General features: G+C 72.7%; 17 protein-coding genes and 1 riboswitch. Of the genes, 9 read left to right on the plus strand and 8 right to left on the minus strand.

All coding sequences use genetic code 11. The features are described from left to right. Positions 1-325: 325 nt before the first annotated feature. Genes icmH through HHL10_RS01345 form a run of 4 tightly spaced genes read right to left on the minus strand, consistent with a single transcriptional unit; the run spans position 326 to position 5298 of the window. Entirely contained in the window at positions 326-2053 is a 1728-nt protein-coding gene (gene icmH / locus HHL10_RS01330; protein ID WP_169158537.1) for a type IVB secretion system protein IcmH/DotU, read from the minus strand. Between the two features lie 28 nt (positions 2054-2081). Then, a complete protein-coding gene (locus tag HHL10_RS01335; protein WP_169158538.1) occupies positions 2082-3509 on the minus strand; it encodes a serine/threonine-protein kinase in 1428 nt (475 codons plus the stop codon). 19 nt (positions 3510-3528) lie between these two features. Then, complete coding sequence (locus HHL10_RS01340; protein ID WP_169158539.1) at positions 3529-4401, minus strand: Tll0287-like domain-containing protein; 873 nt, start codon at positions 4399-4401, stop codon at positions 3529-3531. Between the two features lie 12 nt (positions 4402-4413). Then, on the minus strand, positions 4414-5298 hold the full coding sequence (locus tag HHL10_RS01345; protein ID WP_169158540.1) for a FecR domain-containing protein: 885 nt from the start codon (positions 5296-5298) through the stop codon (positions 4414-4416). Between the two features lie 197 nt (positions 5299-5495). Between HHL10_RS01345 and tagH the strand changes: the two genes are divergently transcribed. The 5 genes from tagH to HHL10_RS01370 all read left to right on the plus strand — a co-directional run bounded on the left by tagH (position 5496) and on the right by HHL10_RS01370 (position 10599). Continuing rightward, complete coding sequence (gene tagH / locus HHL10_RS01350; protein WP_169158541.1) at positions 5496-6578, plus strand: type VI secretion system-associated FHA domain protein TagH; 1083 nt, start codon at positions 5496-5498, stop codon at positions 6576-6578. A 43-nt stretch (positions 6579-6621) separates the two neighbouring features. Continuing rightward, a riboswitch (S-adenosyl-L-homocysteine riboswitch) is annotated at positions 6622-6710 on the plus strand. A gap of 72 nt (positions 6711-6782) precedes the next feature. Beyond that, positions 6783-8213, plus strand: a complete 1431-nt coding sequence (gene ahcY / locus HHL10_RS01355) for an adenosylhomocysteinase (RefSeq protein ID WP_169158542.1) — start codon at positions 6783-6785, stop codon at positions 8211-8213. 41 nt (positions 8214-8254) lie between these two features. Continuing rightward, positions 8255-9028, plus strand: a complete 774-nt coding sequence (locus tag HHL10_RS01360) for a TlyA family RNA methyltransferase (protein ID WP_169158543.1) — start codon at positions 8255-8257, stop codon at positions 9026-9028. Continuing rightward, complete coding sequence (gene metF, locus HHL10_RS01365; RefSeq protein ID WP_169158544.1) at positions 9025-9873, plus strand: methylenetetrahydrofolate reductase [NAD(P)H]; 849 nt, start codon at positions 9025-9027, stop codon at positions 9871-9873. The genes HHL10_RS01360 and metF overlap by 4 nt, the downstream gene beginning before the upstream one ends. A 117-nt stretch (positions 9874-9990) precedes the next feature. After that, positions 9991-10599, plus strand: coding sequence for an OmpW/AlkL family protein (locus tag HHL10_RS01370; RefSeq protein WP_169158545.1), 609 nt, complete (start codon positions 9991-9993; stop codon positions 10597-10599). Positions 10600-10666: 67 nt separating this feature from the next. On the opposite strand, the gene HHL10_RS01375 is transcribed toward HHL10_RS01370, so the two are convergent. Then, positions 10667-11296, minus strand: coding sequence for a 5-formyltetrahydrofolate cyclo-ligase (locus HHL10_RS01375; protein ID WP_169158546.1), 630 nt, complete (start codon positions 11294-11296; stop codon positions 10667-10669). Between the two features lie 125 nt (positions 11297-11421). After that, positions 11422-11796 carry a DUF2917 domain-containing protein gene (locus HHL10_RS01380; RefSeq protein ID WP_235970967.1) on the minus strand — a complete coding sequence of 125 codons (375 nt, stop codon included), beginning with the start codon at positions 11794-11796 and terminating at the stop codon, positions 11422-11424. A 93-nt stretch (positions 11797-11889) separates the two neighbouring features. Between HHL10_RS01380 and HHL10_RS01385 the strand changes: the two genes are divergently transcribed. The 3 genes from HHL10_RS01385 to HHL10_RS01395 all read left to right on the plus strand — a co-directional run bounded on the left by HHL10_RS01385 (position 11890) and on the right by HHL10_RS01395 (position 16029). After that, positions 11890-12909, plus strand: coding sequence for a LysR substrate-binding domain-containing protein (locus tag HHL10_RS01385; RefSeq protein WP_169158547.1), 1020 nt, complete (start codon positions 11890-11892; stop codon positions 12907-12909). 119 nt (positions 12910-13028) lie between these two features. Beyond that, a complete protein-coding gene (locus HHL10_RS01390) occupies positions 13029-15029 on the plus strand; it encodes a lytic transglycosylase domain-containing protein (RefSeq protein ID WP_169158548.1) in 2001 nt (666 codons plus the stop codon). Positions 15030-15078: 49 nt separating this feature from the next. Further along, complete coding sequence (locus tag HHL10_RS01395) at positions 15079-16029, plus strand: complex I NDUFA9 subunit family protein (RefSeq protein ID WP_169158549.1); 951 nt, start codon at positions 15079-15081, stop codon at positions 16027-16029. A 71-nt stretch (positions 16030-16100) separates the two neighbouring features. On the opposite strand, the gene glmU is transcribed toward HHL10_RS01395, so the two are convergent. Continuing rightward, complete coding sequence (gene glmU, locus HHL10_RS01400) at positions 16101-17471, minus strand: bifunctional UDP-N-acetylglucosamine diphosphorylase/glucosamine-1-phosphate N-acetyltransferase GlmU (protein ID WP_169158550.1); 1371 nt, start codon at positions 17469-17471, stop codon at positions 16101-16103. 34 nt (positions 17472-17505) lie between these two features. Between glmU and HHL10_RS01405 the strand changes: the two genes are divergently transcribed. Next, entirely contained in the window at positions 17506-18342 is an 837-nt protein-coding gene (locus HHL10_RS01405; protein WP_169158551.1) for a DUF6279 family lipoprotein, read from the plus strand. A 21-nt stretch (positions 18343-18363) separates the two neighbouring features. Here the strand turns inward: HHL10_RS01405 and HHL10_RS01410 are convergent, their stop codons facing one another. Next, entirely contained in the window at positions 18364-19029 is a 666-nt protein-coding gene (locus tag HHL10_RS01410; protein ID WP_235970968.1) for a DUF4136 domain-containing protein, read from the minus strand. Positions 19030-19082 lie beyond the last annotated feature (53 nt).

Below are 19082 nucleotides of genomic sequence, written 5' to 3' on the forward strand. Positions count from 1 at the left end.
TTCTACTCCGTCATTCCCGCGCAGGCGGGAACCCAAGCGGTCCCCAAGCAGGCCGTGAACCGTATAAGCGGCGCACCAACGCCTGAAGGGCCTTCCGTGCCGGCATGTGCTCTCGCGCGCTGACGTGGGACCGCCTGGGTCCCCGCCTGCGCGGGGATGACGGAGTGGTGTGCGGAGCACATCAGCTCTCGGCAAACGCCCAACAACTTTCCCCGGACTGCAGGGCATCTTCACGGGCATGACGAGGCGCTGGCTGCCAGCCTGTGCCGCAATTCGTAGGCTGCCCCGCCCCTCGCCGCCTGCCTCGAACCACCCCGCCCCCATCTCACCCCTCCGGCCGCGGCAGCCGCAGCTCGATCTCCACGCGCCGGTTGCGTGCGCGCTCGGCCGCCGACCGGCCGGGTGCCAGCGGCTCGGCATCGGCGCGGCCTTCGGCATGCAGCCGCTCGGCGGGCACGCCCTGGCGCGCCAGCTCGTCCAGCACCGCCTGGGCACGGGCGCGCGACAGGTGCCAGTTGCTGGGGAACTGCAGCGAGGCGGCCGCGCCATCGTCGCTGTGGCCGATGACGTTGACCTGCCCCGGGCTGGCGCGCAGCGCCTGCGCGACGCGGCCCAGCAGTGCCGGCGCAGTCGCCGCCAGCTCGGCGCTGCCGCCCTGGAACAGCGCGTCGGCGGGCAAGGTCAGCACCGAGCGCAGGCGCTCGTCGCGCACCGCCAGGGCTCCCGCAGCGGTGTCCGCCTGCAACCGCGGTGCCAGCCGTGCCGGGGCCGCGGGCTGAGCCGCCGCGGCGCGCTGCGGCTGCAGTGCCGCCGGCAGGGCATGCAGCTCGCGCAGCAGCGGCTGCGCCTGCGCCGCCAGCCGCTGCTGCCACACCAGCAGCACCGCCAGCACCAGCGCGGCGGCCAGCACGCACACGCTCCACAGCGGCGGCAGATGCAGCCCCGGGCGCTGCGGCGCCGACACGCCCTGCCAGTGCAGCGACAGCGGGCGCGCGGCGGCCACCGGAATGCGCGCCGCCGGCCGCACCTCCTGCAGCACGCGCTCGGCAATGGCCTCCAGCCGCGCCCGGCTGTCGGGCTGGCCCCGGTAGCGGCCTTCGAATCCGAGCGCCAGGCACACGTAGAACAGCTCCAGCATCTCGGCGTTGGCCGCCGGGTCCTCGCCCAGCCGCTCCAGCAGCTCGAAAGCTTTATCTCCGCCCCAGCGCTCCTCGTGGAACTCGCTCAGCAGCGTGTGCGCCTCCCAGCTCTGGCCCCAGGGCGTGGCGGCGATCACCTCGTCCAGGAACGAGCACAGCAGGTAGCGCGCGGCGCTGATGCGCGGGCGCGGCACGCCGCTGGCGACGGCCTGGGCCTCGAACTCGGCCACGCGCGCCAGCAGCTGCGCGCGCAGCCCGGCCGGGTCGGCATGCGCGCCGGTGGCGCGCAGCTGCGCCACCAGCGCCAGCAGCACGCTGGCCGCGCCCAGCAGCGGATTGACCCCGGCCACCAGGCGCTGCAGCTCCACGCCGGCGCGCGGCGCGTGCGCCGGCGTCGCCGCCAGGGACGGCCGCTGCACCTGGGTGGCCTGGCCGCCGGGGGCCGGCATGCGCAGCGTGGCCTCGTCCGGCGTCGCCGCACCGTAGAGCGTGGGCGCGTCGGCGCTGTCGCCCTCCAGCGGCCAGCGCAGCGTGGGCTCGGCGTCCGGGCCGGCAAGGCGCGTGGGCGCCCCGGTGCCCGCCGCGAGGCCTCTGCGCGTCGCATCCCCGGACGCCGCGCCCGGCGTGGGCAAGGCGAACAGCGTGCGGTCGTCGCCGTCGTCGTCAACGCCGGGAGCGAGGCCGGTTGCGTGGGGGCCCAGGGCAGCCGCCGATACCGCGAACAGCGTGCGGTCGTCGGCATCGGCCGGCGGGGCGGGTGCAGGCACAGGCACCGCGAACAGCGTGCCGTCGTCGTCCGCCTCGGACGTCGGGCGGCCCGCGGGCTCGCCCTTCGGCGGCAGGCCGATGCACGTGTCCTCATCAGCCGGTGCGCCGGGGCCGGATGCTGGCCGGGGATGCGATGGCATCGGCATCGGCGCCGCCTTAGGTCGATGCCGGGCCTCAGCCGCCCGAGGCGCCGGCCTCGCGCAGGAAGCGCTGGCGCTGCGCCTCGTCGTCCAGGCTGCGCCCGAGCTCGTCCAGGAACTCGCGCCGGCCGCCGCCGTGGGCGGCGGCGCGCTTGGCGACGACGCGGGCGATGGGGCCGATGTAGGTGGTCAGCAGCCGCGTCGCCTGCTCGATGTCGGCGGCGGTGAGCGCCGGGCTGGTGGTGTGCACCGGCGTGGGCGTGCCGCTGTCGGTGCCGCCCACCGTGGCGGCGGTCAGCATGGCGCTGCGGCCCAGCACCGCGCGCAGGAAGGCCTCGCGGTCCCGGGGCTGGTCGATGGTTTCGGTAAGCGCCGACGCCAGCGAGCCCAGCTGCTTGTGCTGTTGCGCGGCGCGGCGCACCAGCACCCGCGCCACCGGGCCGACGAAGCGCGCCAGCTCGGTCTCCACGCTCTTGAGCACCGGCGGGCTCCAGCCGGTGGGCGGCGGCGTGCTCGGCGGCGAGTGCGACAGCGCCGAGGCCGGGGCCGGCACGGGCGGCGCGCCGGCCTCCGCGCCCAGCGGGCGCAGCGGCGGCGCCGAGATGACGGTGGCCTCGGACAGGGTGTCGGCCAGCGGGCGCCCGTACTGCGCCAGGATCGCGGCGCGAAAGGCCGCGGCGCTCTGGAAGCGCTCGGCCGGCGCCTTGGCCAGCGCGCGCGCCACCACCGCGTCGTACTGCGGCCAGCGGTGCCCGGGATCGACCGTGGAGGGCGGCGCGGGGTCGTGGTAGCAGACGTCGTGCATCACCGCCTCGATGCGGCCGCGGAAGGGCGGCTGGCGCGCCAGCAGGTGGTACAGCAGCACGCCGCAGGAAAAGATGTCGATGCGGTGGTCCAGCACGCCGCCCAGGTAGAACTCCGGCGCGATGTAGCCCGGCGTGCCCATGATGATGTTGGTGCGCGTGCGGTCCGCGGACTCGATGCGGGCGATGCCGAAGTCGGTGAGCTTGATGCGCCCGCTGGGCATCACCAGGATGTTGGCGGGCTTGATGTCGCGGTGCCAGATCTCGTGGCCGTGCGCGTAGGCCAGCGCATCGAGCAACTGCGCCATGGTGCTGACCACGTCGCGCTCCTCGAAGCCCGGGCCGCGGTCCAGGTACTCGCGCAGGCTGTGGCCGGGCACGTACTCCATGGCGATGTAGGCCCAGGGGCCGTCCTCGCCGTACTCGTACACCGAGACGATGCCCGGGTGGCTGAGCGTGCCCGCGGCCTGGGCCTCGCGGCGGAAGCGCTCGGACAGCGACTGCGCCTTGTCGTCGTCCTCGATCAGCTCCTTGTGGATGGTCTTGATCGCCACCGGGCGCTTGATCACCGGGTCGTAGCCCCGGTAGACGATGCCCATGGCTCCCCGGCCGATCACCTCGGTGATCGGGTACTTGCCCAGGCGCTCGGGGATGGCCATGCAGCACGCTCCCGCGGCTTCAGCCGTCGAGCATCTTCATCGCCTGGACCATGCTGGTGCGCATGCGGGCGATGGAGCGCGCGAGCACGCCGATCTCGTCATTGGCGGTGCGCTGGAAGTCGGGAATGTCGAGCTCGCCCAGGCTCACCCGGTCGGCAAAGTGCGCGAGCCGGTCCACCGGGCGGATCACCAGCGCCCACAGCATGAGGTTGAGCGCGATACCAATGGCCACGAACACCGCCGCGATCGAGCCCATGAACACGCCGTAGGCCTGCTCGGCGCGGTCCAGCGCCACCTTGGTCGGCACCGAGATGATCTGCGCGCCCACCACCTCGTTGAGGTTCCAGCCGAAGCCGTTGGCCGGGCCGTAGCGGTCCACCAGCGTCTTGGGCGCCGCCTCCACGGAGCTGTGGCAGCGCAGGCAGGCCGGGTTGGTGATGCGGATCGGGCGTGCCACGTAGAAGGAGCGGCCCGTGGGCGTGTCGCGGTCGCCGACGAGCTCGGTGGCCTCGGCGTTGCCTCGGAACTGCGTGACGATGTCGGCCTCCCATTCCACGGCGCGGTCGCGCGGGTTGGTGGGGTTGAGCACCGCCTCCTTGTAGCCGTACTCCACATGCTTCTTGCGCAGGTCGTTGAAGACCTCGGTGGCCGAGTAGGCGGGGATCGTCTGGGGCAGGAAGGTGTACTTCATCTGCGTCTCCAGCAGCGGCCCGATCTGTGAGGAGGTGTAGTTGCGCGCGGCCAGCGCCGTGTCCATCAGCAGCCGCGCGTTGCCGGCGATCTCCTCACGCGCGTTGCGCTCCAGCAGCCGCCACGACAGCAAGCCCGTGAGCGCGTAGCCCACGGCGAAGACGAGCACGAACACCAGGTTGAACTTCAGCAGCAGCTTCACGGCAGGACTCCATCAACGTGAACTTGCCCCCGCCACCGTCGGAGCACGCTTGGGCAGGTACTTCTCGGGAAACAGCACCGGGTCCCATTCGGGATGGGCACTCAGGTTCTGGACCAGCGCGGCGCGGAAGGCGCCGTCCCGGGCCTTGGCCTTCCAGCGCTGCACCAGCGGCTTGCGCAGCGCGGGCTCGGCCTTGAGCCAGGGCTCGACGTCGGCATAGCCGAAGTCCGGCGCGGGCCTGGCCGCCACGTTCTGCTCGCGCCAGCGCTCGGCGCGCAGCGGCAGCGAGTCGCGGAAGGGCCGGGGCATGTCCTGCAGCAGCGCCGACTGCGACAGCGACTCCAGCTCGCCCCGTGCCCCGGCCTTGCGCTGGTAGAGCTGGCCCTCCTTGAGCGCCACCGGTGCTGTCGCCGCGCCGGCGCCGCGCTCGTTCAGGCGCGGCTCGCCGCTCTCGACGAACACCGTCAACGCCGCCGGCGTCGCGTGCAGCACCAGTGCCGAAGCGGCCGCCGGGATCTCGGCCCAGGGCGTGCGCAGCTCCAGCCCCGCGGGCTTGCCCGGCTCGCGCTCGGCCTGCTTCACCTTGGCCCAGCCCTGCAGCAGGTACAGCGCGCGCTCGGCCTTGCCGCGCTCGGCCGGCGGATTGAGCATGGCGCGCGTGGCCGGGCCGAGCTGCGCCACGGAGCGGTCCGCGAACTCCAGTTGCACGAAGGTGGCGGGAGCGGTCTGCACGATGTCGCCCGGCGCCAGCGCCAGGCCCTCGGCCCCGAGCAGCCGGCCCGCGCCGCGGTAGACCAGCGCCTCGCCTTCGAGGATGGTGATGCCGCCCATCGCCTCGGCCGCGCCCGCGGCCAGCGGCGCCGCCATCGCTGCAAACAGCACGAGTGAACGCAACATGGCGATGGCCTCCGGCAATCCCCGACCTCGGGATGCAAAACCAATCTAGACCCCGTGCTTGAGCACTGTCAATTGAACTTACGGCACCCTCTGGAGGGCCCCCGACGCCCGCGCCGCGCTTCGCGATCGCCCTTTGGGGCGGCAGTAGCATGGCCCGCGCTGCTTGCGTTGCTCCACGGCCCCGGGGGGTTCAAACCATGCTGATCCGAGTGCTCTCCCATGGCGGCCAGCCGCCGGCGACACCGTCCGCGGCGCGCTTCGACGCGGCCGGCGGCCACATCGGGCGCGGCCTGGACTGCACGCTGGTGCTGCCCGATCCGCAGCGCCTCATGTCGCGCCACCATGCGCTGGTGGGCTGGCGCGACGGGGGCTTCTTTATCCGCCAGCTCGGCGCCAACCTCACGGTGGAGGTCCAGGGCCAGCCGCTGGGCCCCGAGGCCGACGCGCCGCTGGCACCGGGCATGCGCATCCGCATCGGCCCCTACCTGCTGGAAACCGAGGCGGAGCCGGCCGAGATCGCGCCGCCCGCGCCCGTACCCGCTCCCGCCATCCCTACGCCCTCTTCCGCCGCGACGCGCCCCAGCGCCTTCAGCGCGGTGCTGGCCACGGCGCCGCCGCCTCCCTCCGAAGCGGGAGCCCCGCCGCCCGCCGCGCCGCCCCTGCCGCCGGGCGCACCGGCGCCCGCCGACGCCGCGGCCCTCGTCGCCGCGCTGTACGCCGGGCTGGAGCTGCCCGTGCCGGCGGCGCCCACGCCGCAGGAGCTGCAGCTCATCGGCGCCCTGCTGCACGCGGCCTTGGGCGGGCTGCTGGAGCTGCTGGCCACGCGCCACATGACCAAGCGCGAGCTGGGCGCGCCGGGCACGCGGCTGCAGCCGCGCGAGAACAACCCGTTGAAGTTCTCGCCCGACGTGGACACCGCCCTGGTGCACCTGCTGGCGCCGCCGCGGCGCGGCTTCATCCCGCCGCTGGCGGCGGTGCGCGAGGCCTTCGACGACGTGCGCACGCACGAAATCTCCCTGCTCGCCGGCCTGCGCGCGGCGCTGGACACGACCCTGGCACGGCTCACGCCGGAAGAGCTGGAAAAGCGCCTGCCCAAGGGCGGCTGGAGCCCGCCGCTGGACGTGTGGCGCAGGGCGCAGCTGTGGGAGCGCTACTGCGAGCAGCATGCACAGCTGCTGGCCGAGCTGCGCGAGCAGGCCGACCCGCTGTCGGGCCGCGCCTTCCTGGAGGCCTACGAGGCGCAGCGCGACAAGCTCGCGCGCGGGCCCGGCGCGCAATGACCCCCGTCAAAAAGGCCAAAAAGCCGGTGGTTACAATGGCGGCCTTTCCGAGGAGCGTTGCAAGGCCGGCTGTCGCATGACCCTGGCCCCAGGCTCGGAAACCTTCCACAGAAGCAACCGCGCTCACCCGCAACGTCCAACGCGAGGGTGAGTCCGTTCTCCCGGCTGTGTGTGTGCGTTGCGGGCTCTGCAACTGGAGTCCACATGAACGCCGTTCTCAAGCCCGCCCAAGACTTCGTCATCGCCGACGCCTCGCTGGCCGACTGGGGCCGCAAGGAAATCCGCATCGCCGAGACGGAGATGCCCGGCCTGATGGCCATCCGCGAGGAGTTCGCCGCGCAGCAGCCCCTGAAGGGCGCGCGCATCACCGGCAGCCTGCACATGACCATCCAGACCGCCGTGCTGGTGGAGACGCTGCAGGCGCTGGGCGCCGAAGTGCGCTGGGCCTCGTGCAACATCTTCTCGACCCAGGACCACGCCGCCGCCGCGCTGGTGGCCACCGGCACCCCGGTGTTCGCCTACAAGGGCGAGACGCTCAAGGACTACTGGGACTACACGCACCGCATCTTCGAGTTCGGCCCCAAGGGCAGCGAGGCCGAGGGCCCGAACATGATCCTGGACGACGGCGGCGATGCGACGCTGCTGATGCACCTGGGCAAGAAGGCCGAGAAGGACCCCGGCGTCATCGCCAACCCGACGTCTGAAGAAGAGCGCGAGCTCTTCGCCGCCATCAAGGCCAAGCTGGCCGAGGACGGCACCTGGTACTCGCGCAAGTCGGCGCAGATCATCGGCGTGACCGAGGAGACCACCACCGGCGTGCACCGCCTCAAGGAGATGAGCGCCAAGGGCACGCTGCTGTTCCGCGCCATCAACGTCAACGACTCCGTCACCAAGAGCAAGTTCGACAACCTCTACGGCTGCCGCGAGTCGCTGGTGGACGGCATCAAGCGCGCCACCGACGTGATGATCGCCGGCAAGGTCGCCGTGGTGTGCGGCTACGGCGACGTGGGCAAGGGCTCGGCCCAGGCGCTGCGCGCGCTGTCGGCCCAGGTCTGGGTGACCGAGATCGACCCCATCAACGCGCTGCAGGCGGCGATGGAGGGCTTCAAGGTCGTGACCATGGACTGGGCCGCCGACAAGGCCGACATCTTCGTCACCACCACCGGCAACCGCGACGTCATCACCTTCGAGCACATGGCTGCCATGAAGGACCAGGCCATCGTGTGCAACATCGGCCACTTCGACAACGAGATCCAGGTCGCCAAGCTGGAGCAGCAGTGCCAGTGGGAGGAGATCAAGCCGCAGGTGGACCACGTGGTCTTCCCCGACGGCAAGCGCATCATCCTGCTGGCCAAGGGCCGCCTGGTGAACCTGGGCTGCGCCACCGGCCACCCCAGCTTCGTGATGAGCTCGTCCTTCGCCAACCAGACCATCGCGCAGATCGAGCTGTTCACGCACAGCGACTTCTACGAGGTGGGCAAGGTCTACGTGCTGCCCAAGCACCTGGACGAGAAGGTGGCGCGGCTGCACCTGAAGAAGGTCGGCGCCATGCTCACCGAGCTCAGCGACGAGCAGGCCGAGTACATCGGCGTGCCCAAGCAGGGCCCGTACAAGCCCGACACCTACCGCTACTGATGCGGCCCCAGCGCCGCGCCGCCACCGGGAGCCCTTGACCCATGCGAGTGGACCAGCTGCTGGTGCAGCGCGGCCTGGCGCCCAGCCGCTCGGCCGCGCAGCGCCTCATCCAGCGCGGCGCCGTGCGCTGGCTCGGCGCCGCGGGCTGGAGCACGCCCAGGAAGGCCGGCGAGGAGTTGCCCGCGGACTGCGAGCTCGAAGTCGCCGACGACGCCGAGCTGCGCTGGGTGTCGCGCGGCGGCCTCAAGCTCGAAGGCGCGCTGGCGGCCACGGGCCTGGACCTGGCCGGCCGCAGCGCGCTGGACGTGGGCCAGAGCACCGGCGGTTTCACGCACGTGCTGCTGGCGCGGGGCGCCGGCAGCGTCGTGGGCGTGGACGTCGGCCATGGCCAGCTCCACCCGAGCCTGCGCGCCGATGCGCGCGTGCGCGCCTTCGAGGGGCTGAACGCGCGGCAGTTGCAGCCGCAACAGCTGGGCGACGCGATGCCGCCCGAGGGCTTCGGCTTCATCACCGGCGACCTGTCCTTCATCTCGCTGACGCTGGTGCTGCCCGCGCTCAGTCCTCTGTTGGCACCCAACGGGGACCTGCTGATGCTGGTGAAGCCGCAGTTCGAGCTGCAGCCCGCGGACATCGGCAAGGGCGGGCTGGTGAAGGACGCCGCGGCGTATGCGCGCGTGGAGCAGCGGCTGCGCCAGGCCTGCGCCGGCTGTGGCCTGCACGTGCAGGGCTGGCTGGACAGCCCGGTGACGGGCGGCGACGGCAACCGTGAATTCTTCGTGTGGGCACGGCCCGCACGCCAGGGAGACCTTTCGTGAACAAGCCCCAGCGCGACTTCGCGCTCAGCCTTGAGTTCTTTCCCCCGAAAACGCCCGAAGGCGTGACGAAGCTCGCCGCCGTGCGCGAGCAGCTCTACCCGCTCAAGCCCGAGTTCTGCTCGGTGACCTACGGCGCGGGCGGCTCCACGCAGAGCGGCACGCTGCAGACGGTGCGATCCATCCTGGCCGAGGGCCAGGAAGGGGCGCCGCACTTCTCGTGCATCGGCGCCAGCCGCGAATCGATCCGCGCGCAACTGGCCGAGTTCAAGGCCGCCGGCATCCGCCGCATCGTGGCGCTGCGCGGCGACCTGCCCAGCGGCTTCGGCGCGGGCGCCCTGGGCGAGTTCCGCTACGCCAGCGACCTGGTGCGCTTCATCCGCGAGGAGACGGGCTCGCACTTCAGCATCGAGGTCGCCGCCTATCCCGAGATGCACCCGCAGGCGCGCTCGCCGCGGGCGGACCTGCTGGCCTTCGCCACCAAGGTCGAGGCCGGCGCGGACTCGGCCATCACGCAGATGTTCTTCAACGCCGACGCCTACTTCCGCTTCGTGGACGAGGCGCGCGCGCTGGGCGTAAACATCCCGATCGTGCCGGGGATCATGCCCATCACCAACGCCTCGGGCATCCTGCGCTTCGCCGACGCCTGCGGCACCGAGATGCCGCGCTGGATGCGGTTGCGGCTGGAATCGTTCGGCGACGACACGCCCTCCATCAAGGCTTTCGGGCTGGACGTGATCACGGCGCTGTGCGAGCGGCTGCTCGATGCCGGCGTGCCCGCGCTGCACTTCTACACCATGAACCAGTCGGCCACGGTGCTGGAGCTGTGCCGCCGGCTCGGCCGTTGAGTGGCGCACAAGCAACAACCCCAGACGCACTTGTGGCAGCTCAAGTCCGGCGCGCAAGTGCCGGCCTCTAATCACCCTCAGCCATACGGGCTTTACCCGAGTTGAGGAGAAGAGAACATGTTCAAGCGTCTGATCGCCGTCGCTGCCGTGGCCGCCCTGGCCGCCCCCCTGGCCCAAGCGCAAGACACGGGCGACTGGATCGTGCGCGCCCGCGCCCTGCACCTGGACTCGCGCAACAAGGACACCACGGGCCTGGACCTGAGCGTCAACAACAAGTGGTTCCCTGAAGTCGACATCACCTACTTCTTCACGCCGAACCTGGCCGCCGAGCTGGTCCTGACCTACCCGCAGAAGCACGACGTGCGCGCCGGCGGCACCGACATCGGCACCCTGAAGCACCTGCCGCCCACGCTGAGCCTGCAGTACCACTTCACCGGCCTGCAGGGCTTCCGCCCCTACGTCGGTGCCGGCATCAACTACACCCGCTTCTCCAGCGAGAAGTTCAGCCCCGCCGTCGAGGCAGCCCTGCAGCCGCGCGTCAAGAGCAGCAGCTGGGGCCTGGCCTTCGGCGCTGGCGTGGACGTGCAGGTTGGCGGCGGCTGGCTGCTCAACGTGGACGTGAAGAAGGCCCACATCCACGCCGACATCACCTCCTTCGGCGCCGACGCCGGCACGCTGAAGGTCGATCCGACCCTGTTCAGCATTGGCGTGGGCAAGCGCTTCTAAGCCGCTTCCTCACCCGGCAAGACGGCGGCCCGCGGGCCGCCGTTTTTCATGGTGGTTGCAAGCTCAATCAGCGCTTGAGGTCGGGCGCGGGATCGCCGGAGTCCGGGTTGTGCCAGGCCAGCCCGTCCTCGTTGAGGATGGCGTCCAGCGGCACGTCGTGCGGCTCGGCCTTGAGCCACGGCACCCAGCCGTGCGTGTAGGCTAGGCCCACGGTGTAGGGCCGGGGCTGCAGCGCCGCGAGCGTGCGGTCGTAGAAGCCGCCGCCATAGCCCAGGCGCACCCCACCCGGGCCGTAGCCCACGCAGGGCACCAGCAGCATCTCGGGCTGGAAGCTCTCGGTGTCCTTGGGCTTCGGGATGCCGAAGGCGTCCTCCTCCATCGGGCAGCCGGGCCACCAGACGTGGAAGCGCAGCTGCTTGGTCTCGCGGTCGATCACCGGCAGCCCGATGCGCCGCCCGGGCTCGGCCTCGCTCCAGCGGTACAGCGCGGGCAGCGCGTCGAACTCGCCCTTGATCGGCCAGTAGGCGCCGATGGCGGTTTCCTTGCGGGTCACGAGCCACACGCGCAGCACCTGCTGCAGGTACTGGGCGCGCTGCAGCCGGTCCACCAGCGACTGGCGCTCGGCCTGCAGCTGGCGGCGCAGCAGGGTCTTGTCTTTGGAAAAGTCCAACGGCGGCAGCGAGGGGGGTGAACTCATGGCATCGGCGGAGGGAGCGGACGGAAGCCGGCCATTGTGCCGGCATCAAGCTTGCAGCTGCCTTGTGGCCGCTGTGCCGCGCCCGGCCGACCCGGTACGCGACGCTCCCTCCAGGCGCCCCGCCTTCAGCCGGCCAGGCCCACGGGCAGGCCCTGCGGACGCAGCGCCGCGCGCAGCCGGCGCAGCAGCCCGGCCGCGGCCCGCGGCCGCGCGGCGGGGGCGGCCAGCAGCAGCTCGAAGCGGCTGTCGCGCCAGCCCTCGGCCACGAACTCCGCGCCCGGCGCCAGCGCCAGGCGGTCGCCGGCGCGCAGCCACAGATCCTCGCTGGCGGCGGCATCCGTCGCGGTGCGCGTCAGCCAGAGCTCGCCTTCCAGGACGCGCAGCCAGCGCGTCTGGCGCGCCGCGCCCAGATGACGCGCCTGCCGGCGCGCCAGGGTCCACACCGGCGCGGCAGCCGCGCTGGACCATTGCGTTTCGGGCATCAACACTTGCGTCTTCATGGTGGCCTCCTGGCGTCTGTCACGGCTCTACTATCGTCACGAACACACCACCGGTCCAATGAGATCTTGAAACGTCATTGATGCCTATCGCTCATGAATAGATTGCCCCATCGCCCCCTCGCCGTCGGCCCGCTGCGCGCCTTCGAGGCCGTGGCGCGCCTGCTGAGCTTCCGCGCCGCGGCGCAGGAGCTGAACCTGACGCAGTCGGCCGTGAGCCGCCAGATCCGCGCGCTGGAGGAGGAGCTGGGCGCTCAGCTGTTCGCGCGCGGCACGCGCCATGTCGAGCTCACCGGCGCGGGCATCACGCTGCAGCGCGGCGTGCTGCCGCTGCTGGAGCGGCTGGACGCGACGGTGCGCCAGATCCGCATGGCGCGCGGGCGCAAGCAGGTGAGCATCTCCACCTTCGCCTCCTTCGCCTCGATGTGGCTGCTGCCGCGGCTGGAGGCCTTCCAGCGCGAGCACCCGGACATCGACATCCGCGTCAGCGCCACCGACCACCTGGTGGACCTGGACGATCCCGAGATCGACCTGGCGCTGCGCCATGCCCGCCCCGACACGGTGCCGCCCGACGCGCAGCGGCTGTTCGGCGAGGTGATCACGCCGGTGGTCAATGCCGGGCTGCTGGCGCAGTCGCGCCAGGGGCTGGCGCCGCCGCTGGAGTCGCCCGCCGACCTGGCGCGCCACACCCTGCTGGAGGAGGACGACCGGCGCGCCTCCGCCGCCAACCTGAGCTGGCGCCACTGGCTGCGCCAGCATGGCCAGCCGCGGCTGGAGCCCGCGCGCTGGATCTACCTGAACTTCACCTACCAGCAGGTGCAGGCGGCCCTGGCCGGCCAGGGCGTGGCGCTGACGCGGCTGGCGCTGGTGCACGAGCCGCTGCAGCGCGGCGAGCTGGTGGAGCCCTTCGGCATGGCCGCTCGCCTGCCCTCGCCCTGGGCCTACTGGCTGATCCCGAGCCGCGCGGCCCAGCCGCGGCCGGAGCTGGCGCAGCTGCAGCAGTGGCTGCTGGCGCAGGCGGCCGAGTCGCGCCGCGCGCTGGGCGAGGAAGCGGCCGGCGACGCGCCGGAAGCGGCTGCAGCGCGGCATCAATTCACGCCGGCCGCGGCTTCGTGAGGGCCCGGGCGGCCGGCCGCGGGACGCAGTAGGCAGGCCGGGCGTCGGGGCTTTTTTTGCCCGCTTTGAGACGGCCCGGGCTGCGCTATCTTCGACCGGTTACCCCCTGCCCGATCTCCATGAACCGCCCTCTTCGCCTGGCCGCGCTCACGCTCGCGCTGCTGTCCGCCCTGCCCTGCACCCTGCCCGCCGCCCATGCCCAGAGCGGCGACGACATCGTGGTGGAGGCCCGCGACGCGCTGCGCAAGCGCGACCGCGTCAAGCTCGCCGCCGCCCGCAGCTTGGTCAATGCCGAGCGCCATCCGCTGGCGTCCTGGGTCGAGTACTGGGAGCTGAGCAACCGGCTGCAGCAGGCCACGACCGAGGAGGTGGAAGCCTTCTACGCGCGCTGGAGCGGCACCTACGTCGAGGACCGGCTGCGCAACGACTGGCTGCTGGAGCTGGGCAAGCGGCGCGACTGGTCCGCCTTCAGCCGCGACTACCCGCGCTTTCGCATGAACGACGACCGCGAGGTCAGCTGCTACGCGCTGCTGACCGAGCACCTGGCCGGCAAGGACGTGCGCGAGGCCGCGCGCGAGGCCTGGCTGGGGCAGCGCGACGCCGACGACGGCTGCCACCTGCTGGCCACCACGCTGGTGCGCGCGGGCGTGTTCGGCGCCGACGAGGTGTGGCAGAAGCTGCGCCTGGCCGCCGAAGGCAACCGGCCCAAGGCCGCGCGCGCCGTCGCGGCGCTGCTCAACGCGCCTGCCGCGGCGGCGGCCGTGGGCGATGTCTTCGACAGCCCCACCCGCTACCTCGTGCGCAAGGCCTCGGCGACCGACCGCACCGGCGCCGAGCTCACCGCGCTGGCGCTGGCACGCGCCGCCGCGGCCGACCCCGAAGCCGCCGCCACGCTGGCCTCGGACTGGCAGGGCCGCCTGCCGCCGCAGCTCGCCGGCTGGGTCTGGGGCCAGATCGGGTTGCAGGGGGCGCTGAAGCTGCTGCCGCAGGCCTCGGAGTGGTACTTGCGCGCCGGCGCCCTGGCCGCCGCGCCGGGGCCGAAGGTGGCCTGGTCCGAGGACATGCTGGCCTGGCAGGCGCGCGCCGCGCTGCGCGGCAGCCCGCAGCGCTGGACCCTGGTGCGCGACGCGGTGGACGCCATGCCCCCGGCGCGCCAGCGCGAGCCGGTGTGGGTGTACTGGAAGGCGCGCGCGCTGCTGGCCGAGGCCGCGCCCGGCCCCGAGGGCGACAGCGTGCGCCAGCAGGCGCAGCGGGCGCTGGCCGACATCGCCAGCGGCCTGAGCTACTACGGCAAGCTCGCCACCGAGGAGCTGGGCCGCAAGCCCGCGCTGCCGCCGGCGCCGCGGCCGCCCACCGCCGCCGAGCGCGCCGCCGCCATCGACAACCCCGGCCTCACGCGCGCGCTGCAGCTCATCGACCTGGGCCTGCGCAACGAGGGCGTGCGCGAGTGGAATTTCACCTTGCGCGGCATGGACGACCGCGCGCTGCTGGCCGCGGCGCAGCGCGCCTGCGAGCGCGAGGTCTGGGACCGCTGCATCAACACCAGCGAGCGCACGCGCGACGAGGTGGACATGGCCCAGCGCTTCCCCATGCCGCACCGCCAGGCGGTGCTGCGCGAGGCGCACGCCATCGGCATCGATCCGGCCTACGTCTACGGCCTCATCCGCCAGGAGTCGCGCTTCATCACCAACGCGCGCTCGCACGTGGGCGCCTCGGGGCTGATGCAGGTCATGCCTGACACCGCGCGCTGGACGGCCAAGAAGCTGGGCATCGACTACACGCCCGACCTGATCACCGACCGCGACACCAACCTGCGCATCGGCACCGGCTACCTCAAGCTCGTGCTCGACAGCTTCGAGGGCCACCAGGCGCTGGCCGCCGCCGCCTACAACGCCGGCCCCGGGCGCCCGCGGCGCTGGCGACAGGGCGCGACGCTGGAGGCCGCGGTGTGGGCCGAGAACATTCCCTTTACCGAGACGCGCGACTACGTGCAGAAGGTGCTGTCCAACGCCACCGACTACGCCGCGCTCATCAGCGGCCAGGCGCCGTCGATCAAGGCGCGGCTGGGCGACACCATCGGGCCGAGCGCGCCGCGCACCGCCGACGCGGAACTGCCCTGAGGCGCCGCGCGTCTACTCATTGTCACGGGAGCCCTTTGAAGGAGACCGTATGCAACGACTGCTGATCCTGGGCGGCACCGGCTTCGTCGGCCGGGCCTTGTGCGCGCAACTGGCCGAGCGCCATCCCGACACCGAGCTGCTGGTGCCGACGCGCCACACCGGGCAGCGCCGCGCGCTGCTGGCGCTGCCCGACGTGGAGCTGGCGCAGGCCGACATCCACGACGAGGCCGCGCTGGCGCGGCTGCTGCCGGGCTGCGACGCGGCCATCAACCTGGTGGGCATCCTGCACGGCGACGAGCAGCGCTTCCGCCGCGTGCACGCCGAGCTGCCGCGCAAGCTGGCGCATGCCTGCCGCGTCGCGGGCGTGCGCCGGGTACTGCATGTGAGCGCAATGGGCGCCGCACCCGACGCGCCCTCGCGCTACCTGCGCTCCAAGGCCGCCGGCGAGGCGGCGCTGCAGATCTCCGGGCTGGACGCGACCATCGTGCGCCCGTCGGTGATCTTCGGCGAGGAGGACCAGTTCCTGAACCTGTTCGCGCGGCTGCAGCGCTGGGCGCCGGTGCTGCCGCTGGCCGGCGCGCACGCGCGCTTCCAGCCGGTGTGGGTGCAGGACGTGGCGCGGGCGCTGCTCAGGAGCCTGGAAGACCCGCGCACCATCGGCCAGACCTACGAGCTGGCCGGCCCGCGCGTGTACACGCTGGCCGAGCTGGCGCGGCTGGCGGGCCAAGCCTGCGGGCACGAGCGGCCCGTCATCGCGCTGCCCGACGCGCTGGCGCGGCTGCAGGCCGGCCTGATGCATCTGCTGCCCGGCGAGCCGCTGATGTCGGGCGACAACCTGGACTCGATGAAGGTGGACAACGTGGCCAGCGGCAGGCTGCCCGGGCTGCAGGACCTGGGCATCCAGCCCACGGCGGTGGAAGCCGTGGTACCGGAGTACCTGTCGGAGCGGCACGGCTGCCTGCGCCTCAACGACTGGCGGGCGCGGGCGCGGCGCGGGTGACGCTCGGTCCGCCCTTCCCTGAAACAGCAAAGGCCGCGCAATGCGGCCTTTTTCATGTCACACCCGGTGGCTCACTTCGCCTTCTTCACCGGCCGCGTCCACCCCGGCAGCGTGAGCTGCTTGGCGCGCGCCACGGTGAGCTGGCCGGCCGGGGCGTCCTTGGCGATGGTGGAGCCGCCGCCGATGGTCGCGCCCGCACCCAGCGTCACCGGTGCCACCAGCACGCAGTTGGAGCCCACGTGCACGTCGTCGCCGATGACGGTGCGGTGCTTGTTGGCGCCGTCGTAGTTGGCGGTGATGGAACCGGCGCCGTAGTTGACGCGCTCGCCCACGGTGGCGTCGCCCAGGTAGGCCAGGTGGTTGGCCTTGGCGCCGCGCGCCAGCGTGGAGTTCTTGACCTCCACGAAGTTGCCGATGTGCACCTCGTCGCCCAGCTGCGCGCCCGGGCGCAGCCGCGCGAAGGGGCCGATCTGCGCGCCGGCGCCGACCTGCGCGCCGTCGATGTGCGTGAAGGCCGCCAGCTGCGTGCCGGCGTCGATGCGCGCGTCGCGGATCACGCAGTACGGGCCCACGCGCACGCCGTCACCCAGCGTCACCTCGCCCTCGAACACGCAGCCGACGTCGATGTCCACGTCCTGCCCGCAGCCCAGCCGGCCGCGCAGGTCGAAGCGCGCCGGATCGGCCAGCCGCACGCCGGCTTCCATCAGCGCCTCGGCCTGCTGGCGCTGGAAGCGGCGCTCCAGGTCGGCGAGCTGCAGCGGGCTGTTGACGCCCAGCACCTCGGTCTCGCTGGCGGCCTGCGCCGCCACCACCGGCACGCCCTCGGCCACGGCCATGGCGACGATGTCGGTGAGGTAGTACTCGCCCTGGGCGTTGTCGTTGTCGAGCCGGGACACCCAGCGCTGCAGCAGCGCCGTGGGCGCGGCCATCATGCCGGTGTAGACCTCGCGGATCTGGCGCTGCGCGGGGCTGGCGTCCTTGTGCTCGACGATGGCGCGCACCTGCTCGCCCTCGCGCACGATGCGGCCGTAGCCGGTGGCGTCGGCCAGCTCGATGGTCAGCAGCGCCAGGCGCTGCCCGCCGCAGGCCTGCACCAGCGCCTGCGCCGTCTCGGCGCGGATCAGCGGCACGTCGCCGTTGAGGATCAGCGTGGTGTCCAGCGCCGTGTCCAGCGCGGGCGAGACCTGCTGGATGGCATGCCCCGTGCCAAGCTGGGGTTGCTGGCGCACGAACTGCAGCCCGGGCGCGGTGACGGCGGCCTCCACGGCCTCGGCGCCATGGCCGGTGATGACGACGGTGCGCTGCTGCGGACCCAGCGCCGACACGGTGGAGAGCACGTGCTGCAGCAGGCTGCGGCCCGCCAGTTTGTGCAGCACCTTGGGAAGCGCGGATTTCATGCGGGTGCCTTTGCCCGCGGCCATGATGACGACGTTCGATGCCATGAAAGAGTCCTTGCGAGGGTGGCGAATTATCGGGTTGGCCTTGCTGGTGCTCGCGCTGGCGGGCTGTACGGCCTTGCGCCTGGTCTACAAGCAGGCGGATGAGCTGCTGTACTGGTGGGCCGACGGCTACGCCGACTTCACCGACGCCCAGGCCCCGCGCGTGCGCGCCGCCATCGGCGAGTGGTTCGCCTGGCACCGCCGCAGCCAGCTGCCCGTCTACGCCACGCGGCTGGCGCAGATGCAGTCGCAGGTGCAGGCCGACACCACGCCGGCGGCGGTGTGCGCGCTGCGCGACGAGGTCCAGGGCTGGTTCGATGTCGCCTTCGAGCAGGGACTGCCCTCGCTCGCGGCGCTGGCGCCGACGCTGGAGGCCGATCAGCTCAAGAGCATCCGCAAGCGCTTCGACAAGCTCAACCGCGACTACCGCCACGACTTCGTGCAGCCCGACGCGGCCGGGCGCCGGGAAGCGCTGCTCAAGCGCACGCTGGAGCGCGCCGAGCGGCTGTACGGCCGCTTCGACCGCGCGCAGCGTGAGCGCATCGCGCAGCTGATCGCGGCCTCGCCCTTCGACGCCGAGACCTCGATGGAGCTACGGCTGTCACGCCAGCAGGACGTGCTGCAGACCCTGCGCGGCCTGCACGGCGCCGCGCCGGCGCAGGCTCAGGCCGCCTTGAGCGCGCTGGCCCGGCGCGTCGAGCACCCGCCCAAGGAGGCCGAGCGCCGCTACCAGCAGGCGCTGGCCGAATTCAATTGCGGCCTCACGGCGCAGATCCACAACCTGAGCACGCCCGAGCAGCGCCGCGCCGCGCGCGAGCGGCTGCATGGGTGGGAGCTGGACCTGAAGGCGCTGGCGGGACCGGGGAACGGGTGAGGCCTGCCGCTCGGGCCGCGCTCAGTGCGCCGTCGCCGCCGGCGTGGCCGGCGCCGCGGCCGCCGCGTTCTCATCCAGCGGCACGTTCACGCGCCGCGGCGTGGGGTTGCCCTGCGGGAAGTCCTGCAGCGCGGCGCGGAACATGGCGCCGAACAGCGCCGTGCCGCCGGAGAGCGCGCCGTCGCTGCGGGCATGGCCCTCGTACAGCACCTGGCCGCCGTTGCGGTCGCGGATGAGCACGCCCACCTCGCGCTCGTACCAGGGCGAGCTCATGGGCGGCCCCCACCAGCCCGGCCCCCAGGGGCTGGCCCAGTAGGGATAGCGGTAGTAGCCCGGCCAGCCCCAGCCCGGCCCCCAGGGCCCGCCCCAGGGGCCCCAGCCGTAGTCCAGCCGCTCGTAGCGCGTGTTGCGCAGGCTGACCTGCACGCTCACGCCGGCCTGCGCCGGATCGGCCGCGGGCGTGAAGCCCACCGCCGCCAGCGCCGGCCGCGCCGCGTCCTCCAGTTGTTGCTGCAAGGTCAGCTCGGCCTGCTGCGAGGGCAGCCGCTCGAAGACGTAGCTGCCCGGCGTGCGCCCTGCCGGCCAGGCGCCGTAGGCCACCACGTCCGAGGACACCTGGTTCAACGCGGCACAGCCGCCCAGCAGCGTGGCGGCGGCCAGGGCAAGGGGCAGACGACGCATGGACATGACAGCTCCCGTGACGAAGGGCAGCGGCAAGCCCCGTGCCCCGAGCGTGGCCC

It is taken from the genome of Azohydromonas caseinilytica, from assembly GCF_012927045.1.
Classification (GTDB): Bacteria; Pseudomonadota; Gammaproteobacteria; order Burkholderiales; family Burkholderiaceae_C; genus Azohydromonas; species Azohydromonas caseinilytica.

What these genes read in the sequence shown, in the direction of transcription:
- icmH (WP_169158537.1), bottom strand. Translation starts at nt 2,053, where the DNA reads ATGCCGATGCCATCGCATCCCCGGCCAGCATCCGGCCCCGGCGCACCG.
- HHL10_RS01335 (WP_169158538.1), bottom strand. Translation starts at nt 3,509, where the DNA reads ATGGCCATCCCCGAGCGCCTGGGCAAGTACCCGATCACCGAGGTGATC.
- HHL10_RS01345 (WP_169158540.1), bottom strand. Translation starts at nt 5,298, where the DNA reads ATGTTGCGTTCACTCGTGCTGTTTGCAGCGATGGCGGCGCCGCTGGCC.
- tagH (WP_169158541.1), top strand. Translation starts at nt 5,496, where the DNA reads ATGCTGATCCGAGTGCTCTCCCATGGCGGCCAGCCGCCGGCGACACCG.
- ahcY (WP_169158542.1), top strand. Translation starts at nt 6,783, where the DNA reads ATGAACGCCGTTCTCAAGCCCGCCCAAGACTTCGTCATCGCCGACGCC.
- HHL10_RS01360 (WP_169158543.1), top strand. Translation starts at nt 8,255, where the DNA reads ATGCGAGTGGACCAGCTGCTGGTGCAGCGCGGCCTGGCGCCCAGCCGC.
- HHL10_RS01370 (WP_169158545.1), top strand. Translation starts at nt 9,991, where the DNA reads ATGTTCAAGCGTCTGATCGCCGTCGCTGCCGTGGCCGCCCTGGCCGCC.
- HHL10_RS01375 (WP_169158546.1), bottom strand. Translation starts at nt 11,296, where the DNA reads ATGAGTTCACCCCCCTCGCTGCCGCCGTTGGACTTTTCCAAAGACAAG.
- HHL10_RS01380 (WP_235970967.1), bottom strand. Translation starts at nt 11,796, where the DNA reads ATGAAGACGCAAGTGTTGATGCCCGAAACGCAATGGTCCAGCGCGGCT.
- HHL10_RS01385 (WP_169158547.1), top strand. Translation starts at nt 11,890, where the DNA reads ATGAATAGATTGCCCCATCGCCCCCTCGCCGTCGGCCCGCTGCGCGCC.
- HHL10_RS01390 (WP_169158548.1), top strand. Translation starts at nt 13,029, where the DNA reads ATGAACCGCCCTCTTCGCCTGGCCGCGCTCACGCTCGCGCTGCTGTCC.
- HHL10_RS01395 (WP_169158549.1), top strand. Translation starts at nt 15,079, where the DNA reads ATGCAACGACTGCTGATCCTGGGCGGCACCGGCTTCGTCGGCCGGGCC.
- glmU (WP_169158550.1), bottom strand. Translation starts at nt 17,471, where the DNA reads ATGGCATCGAACGTCGTCATCATGGCCGCGGGCAAAGGCACCCGCATG.
- HHL10_RS01410 (WP_235970968.1), bottom strand. Translation starts at nt 19,029, where the DNA reads ATGTCCATGCGTCGTCTGCCCCTTGCCCTGGCCGCCGCCACGCTGCTG.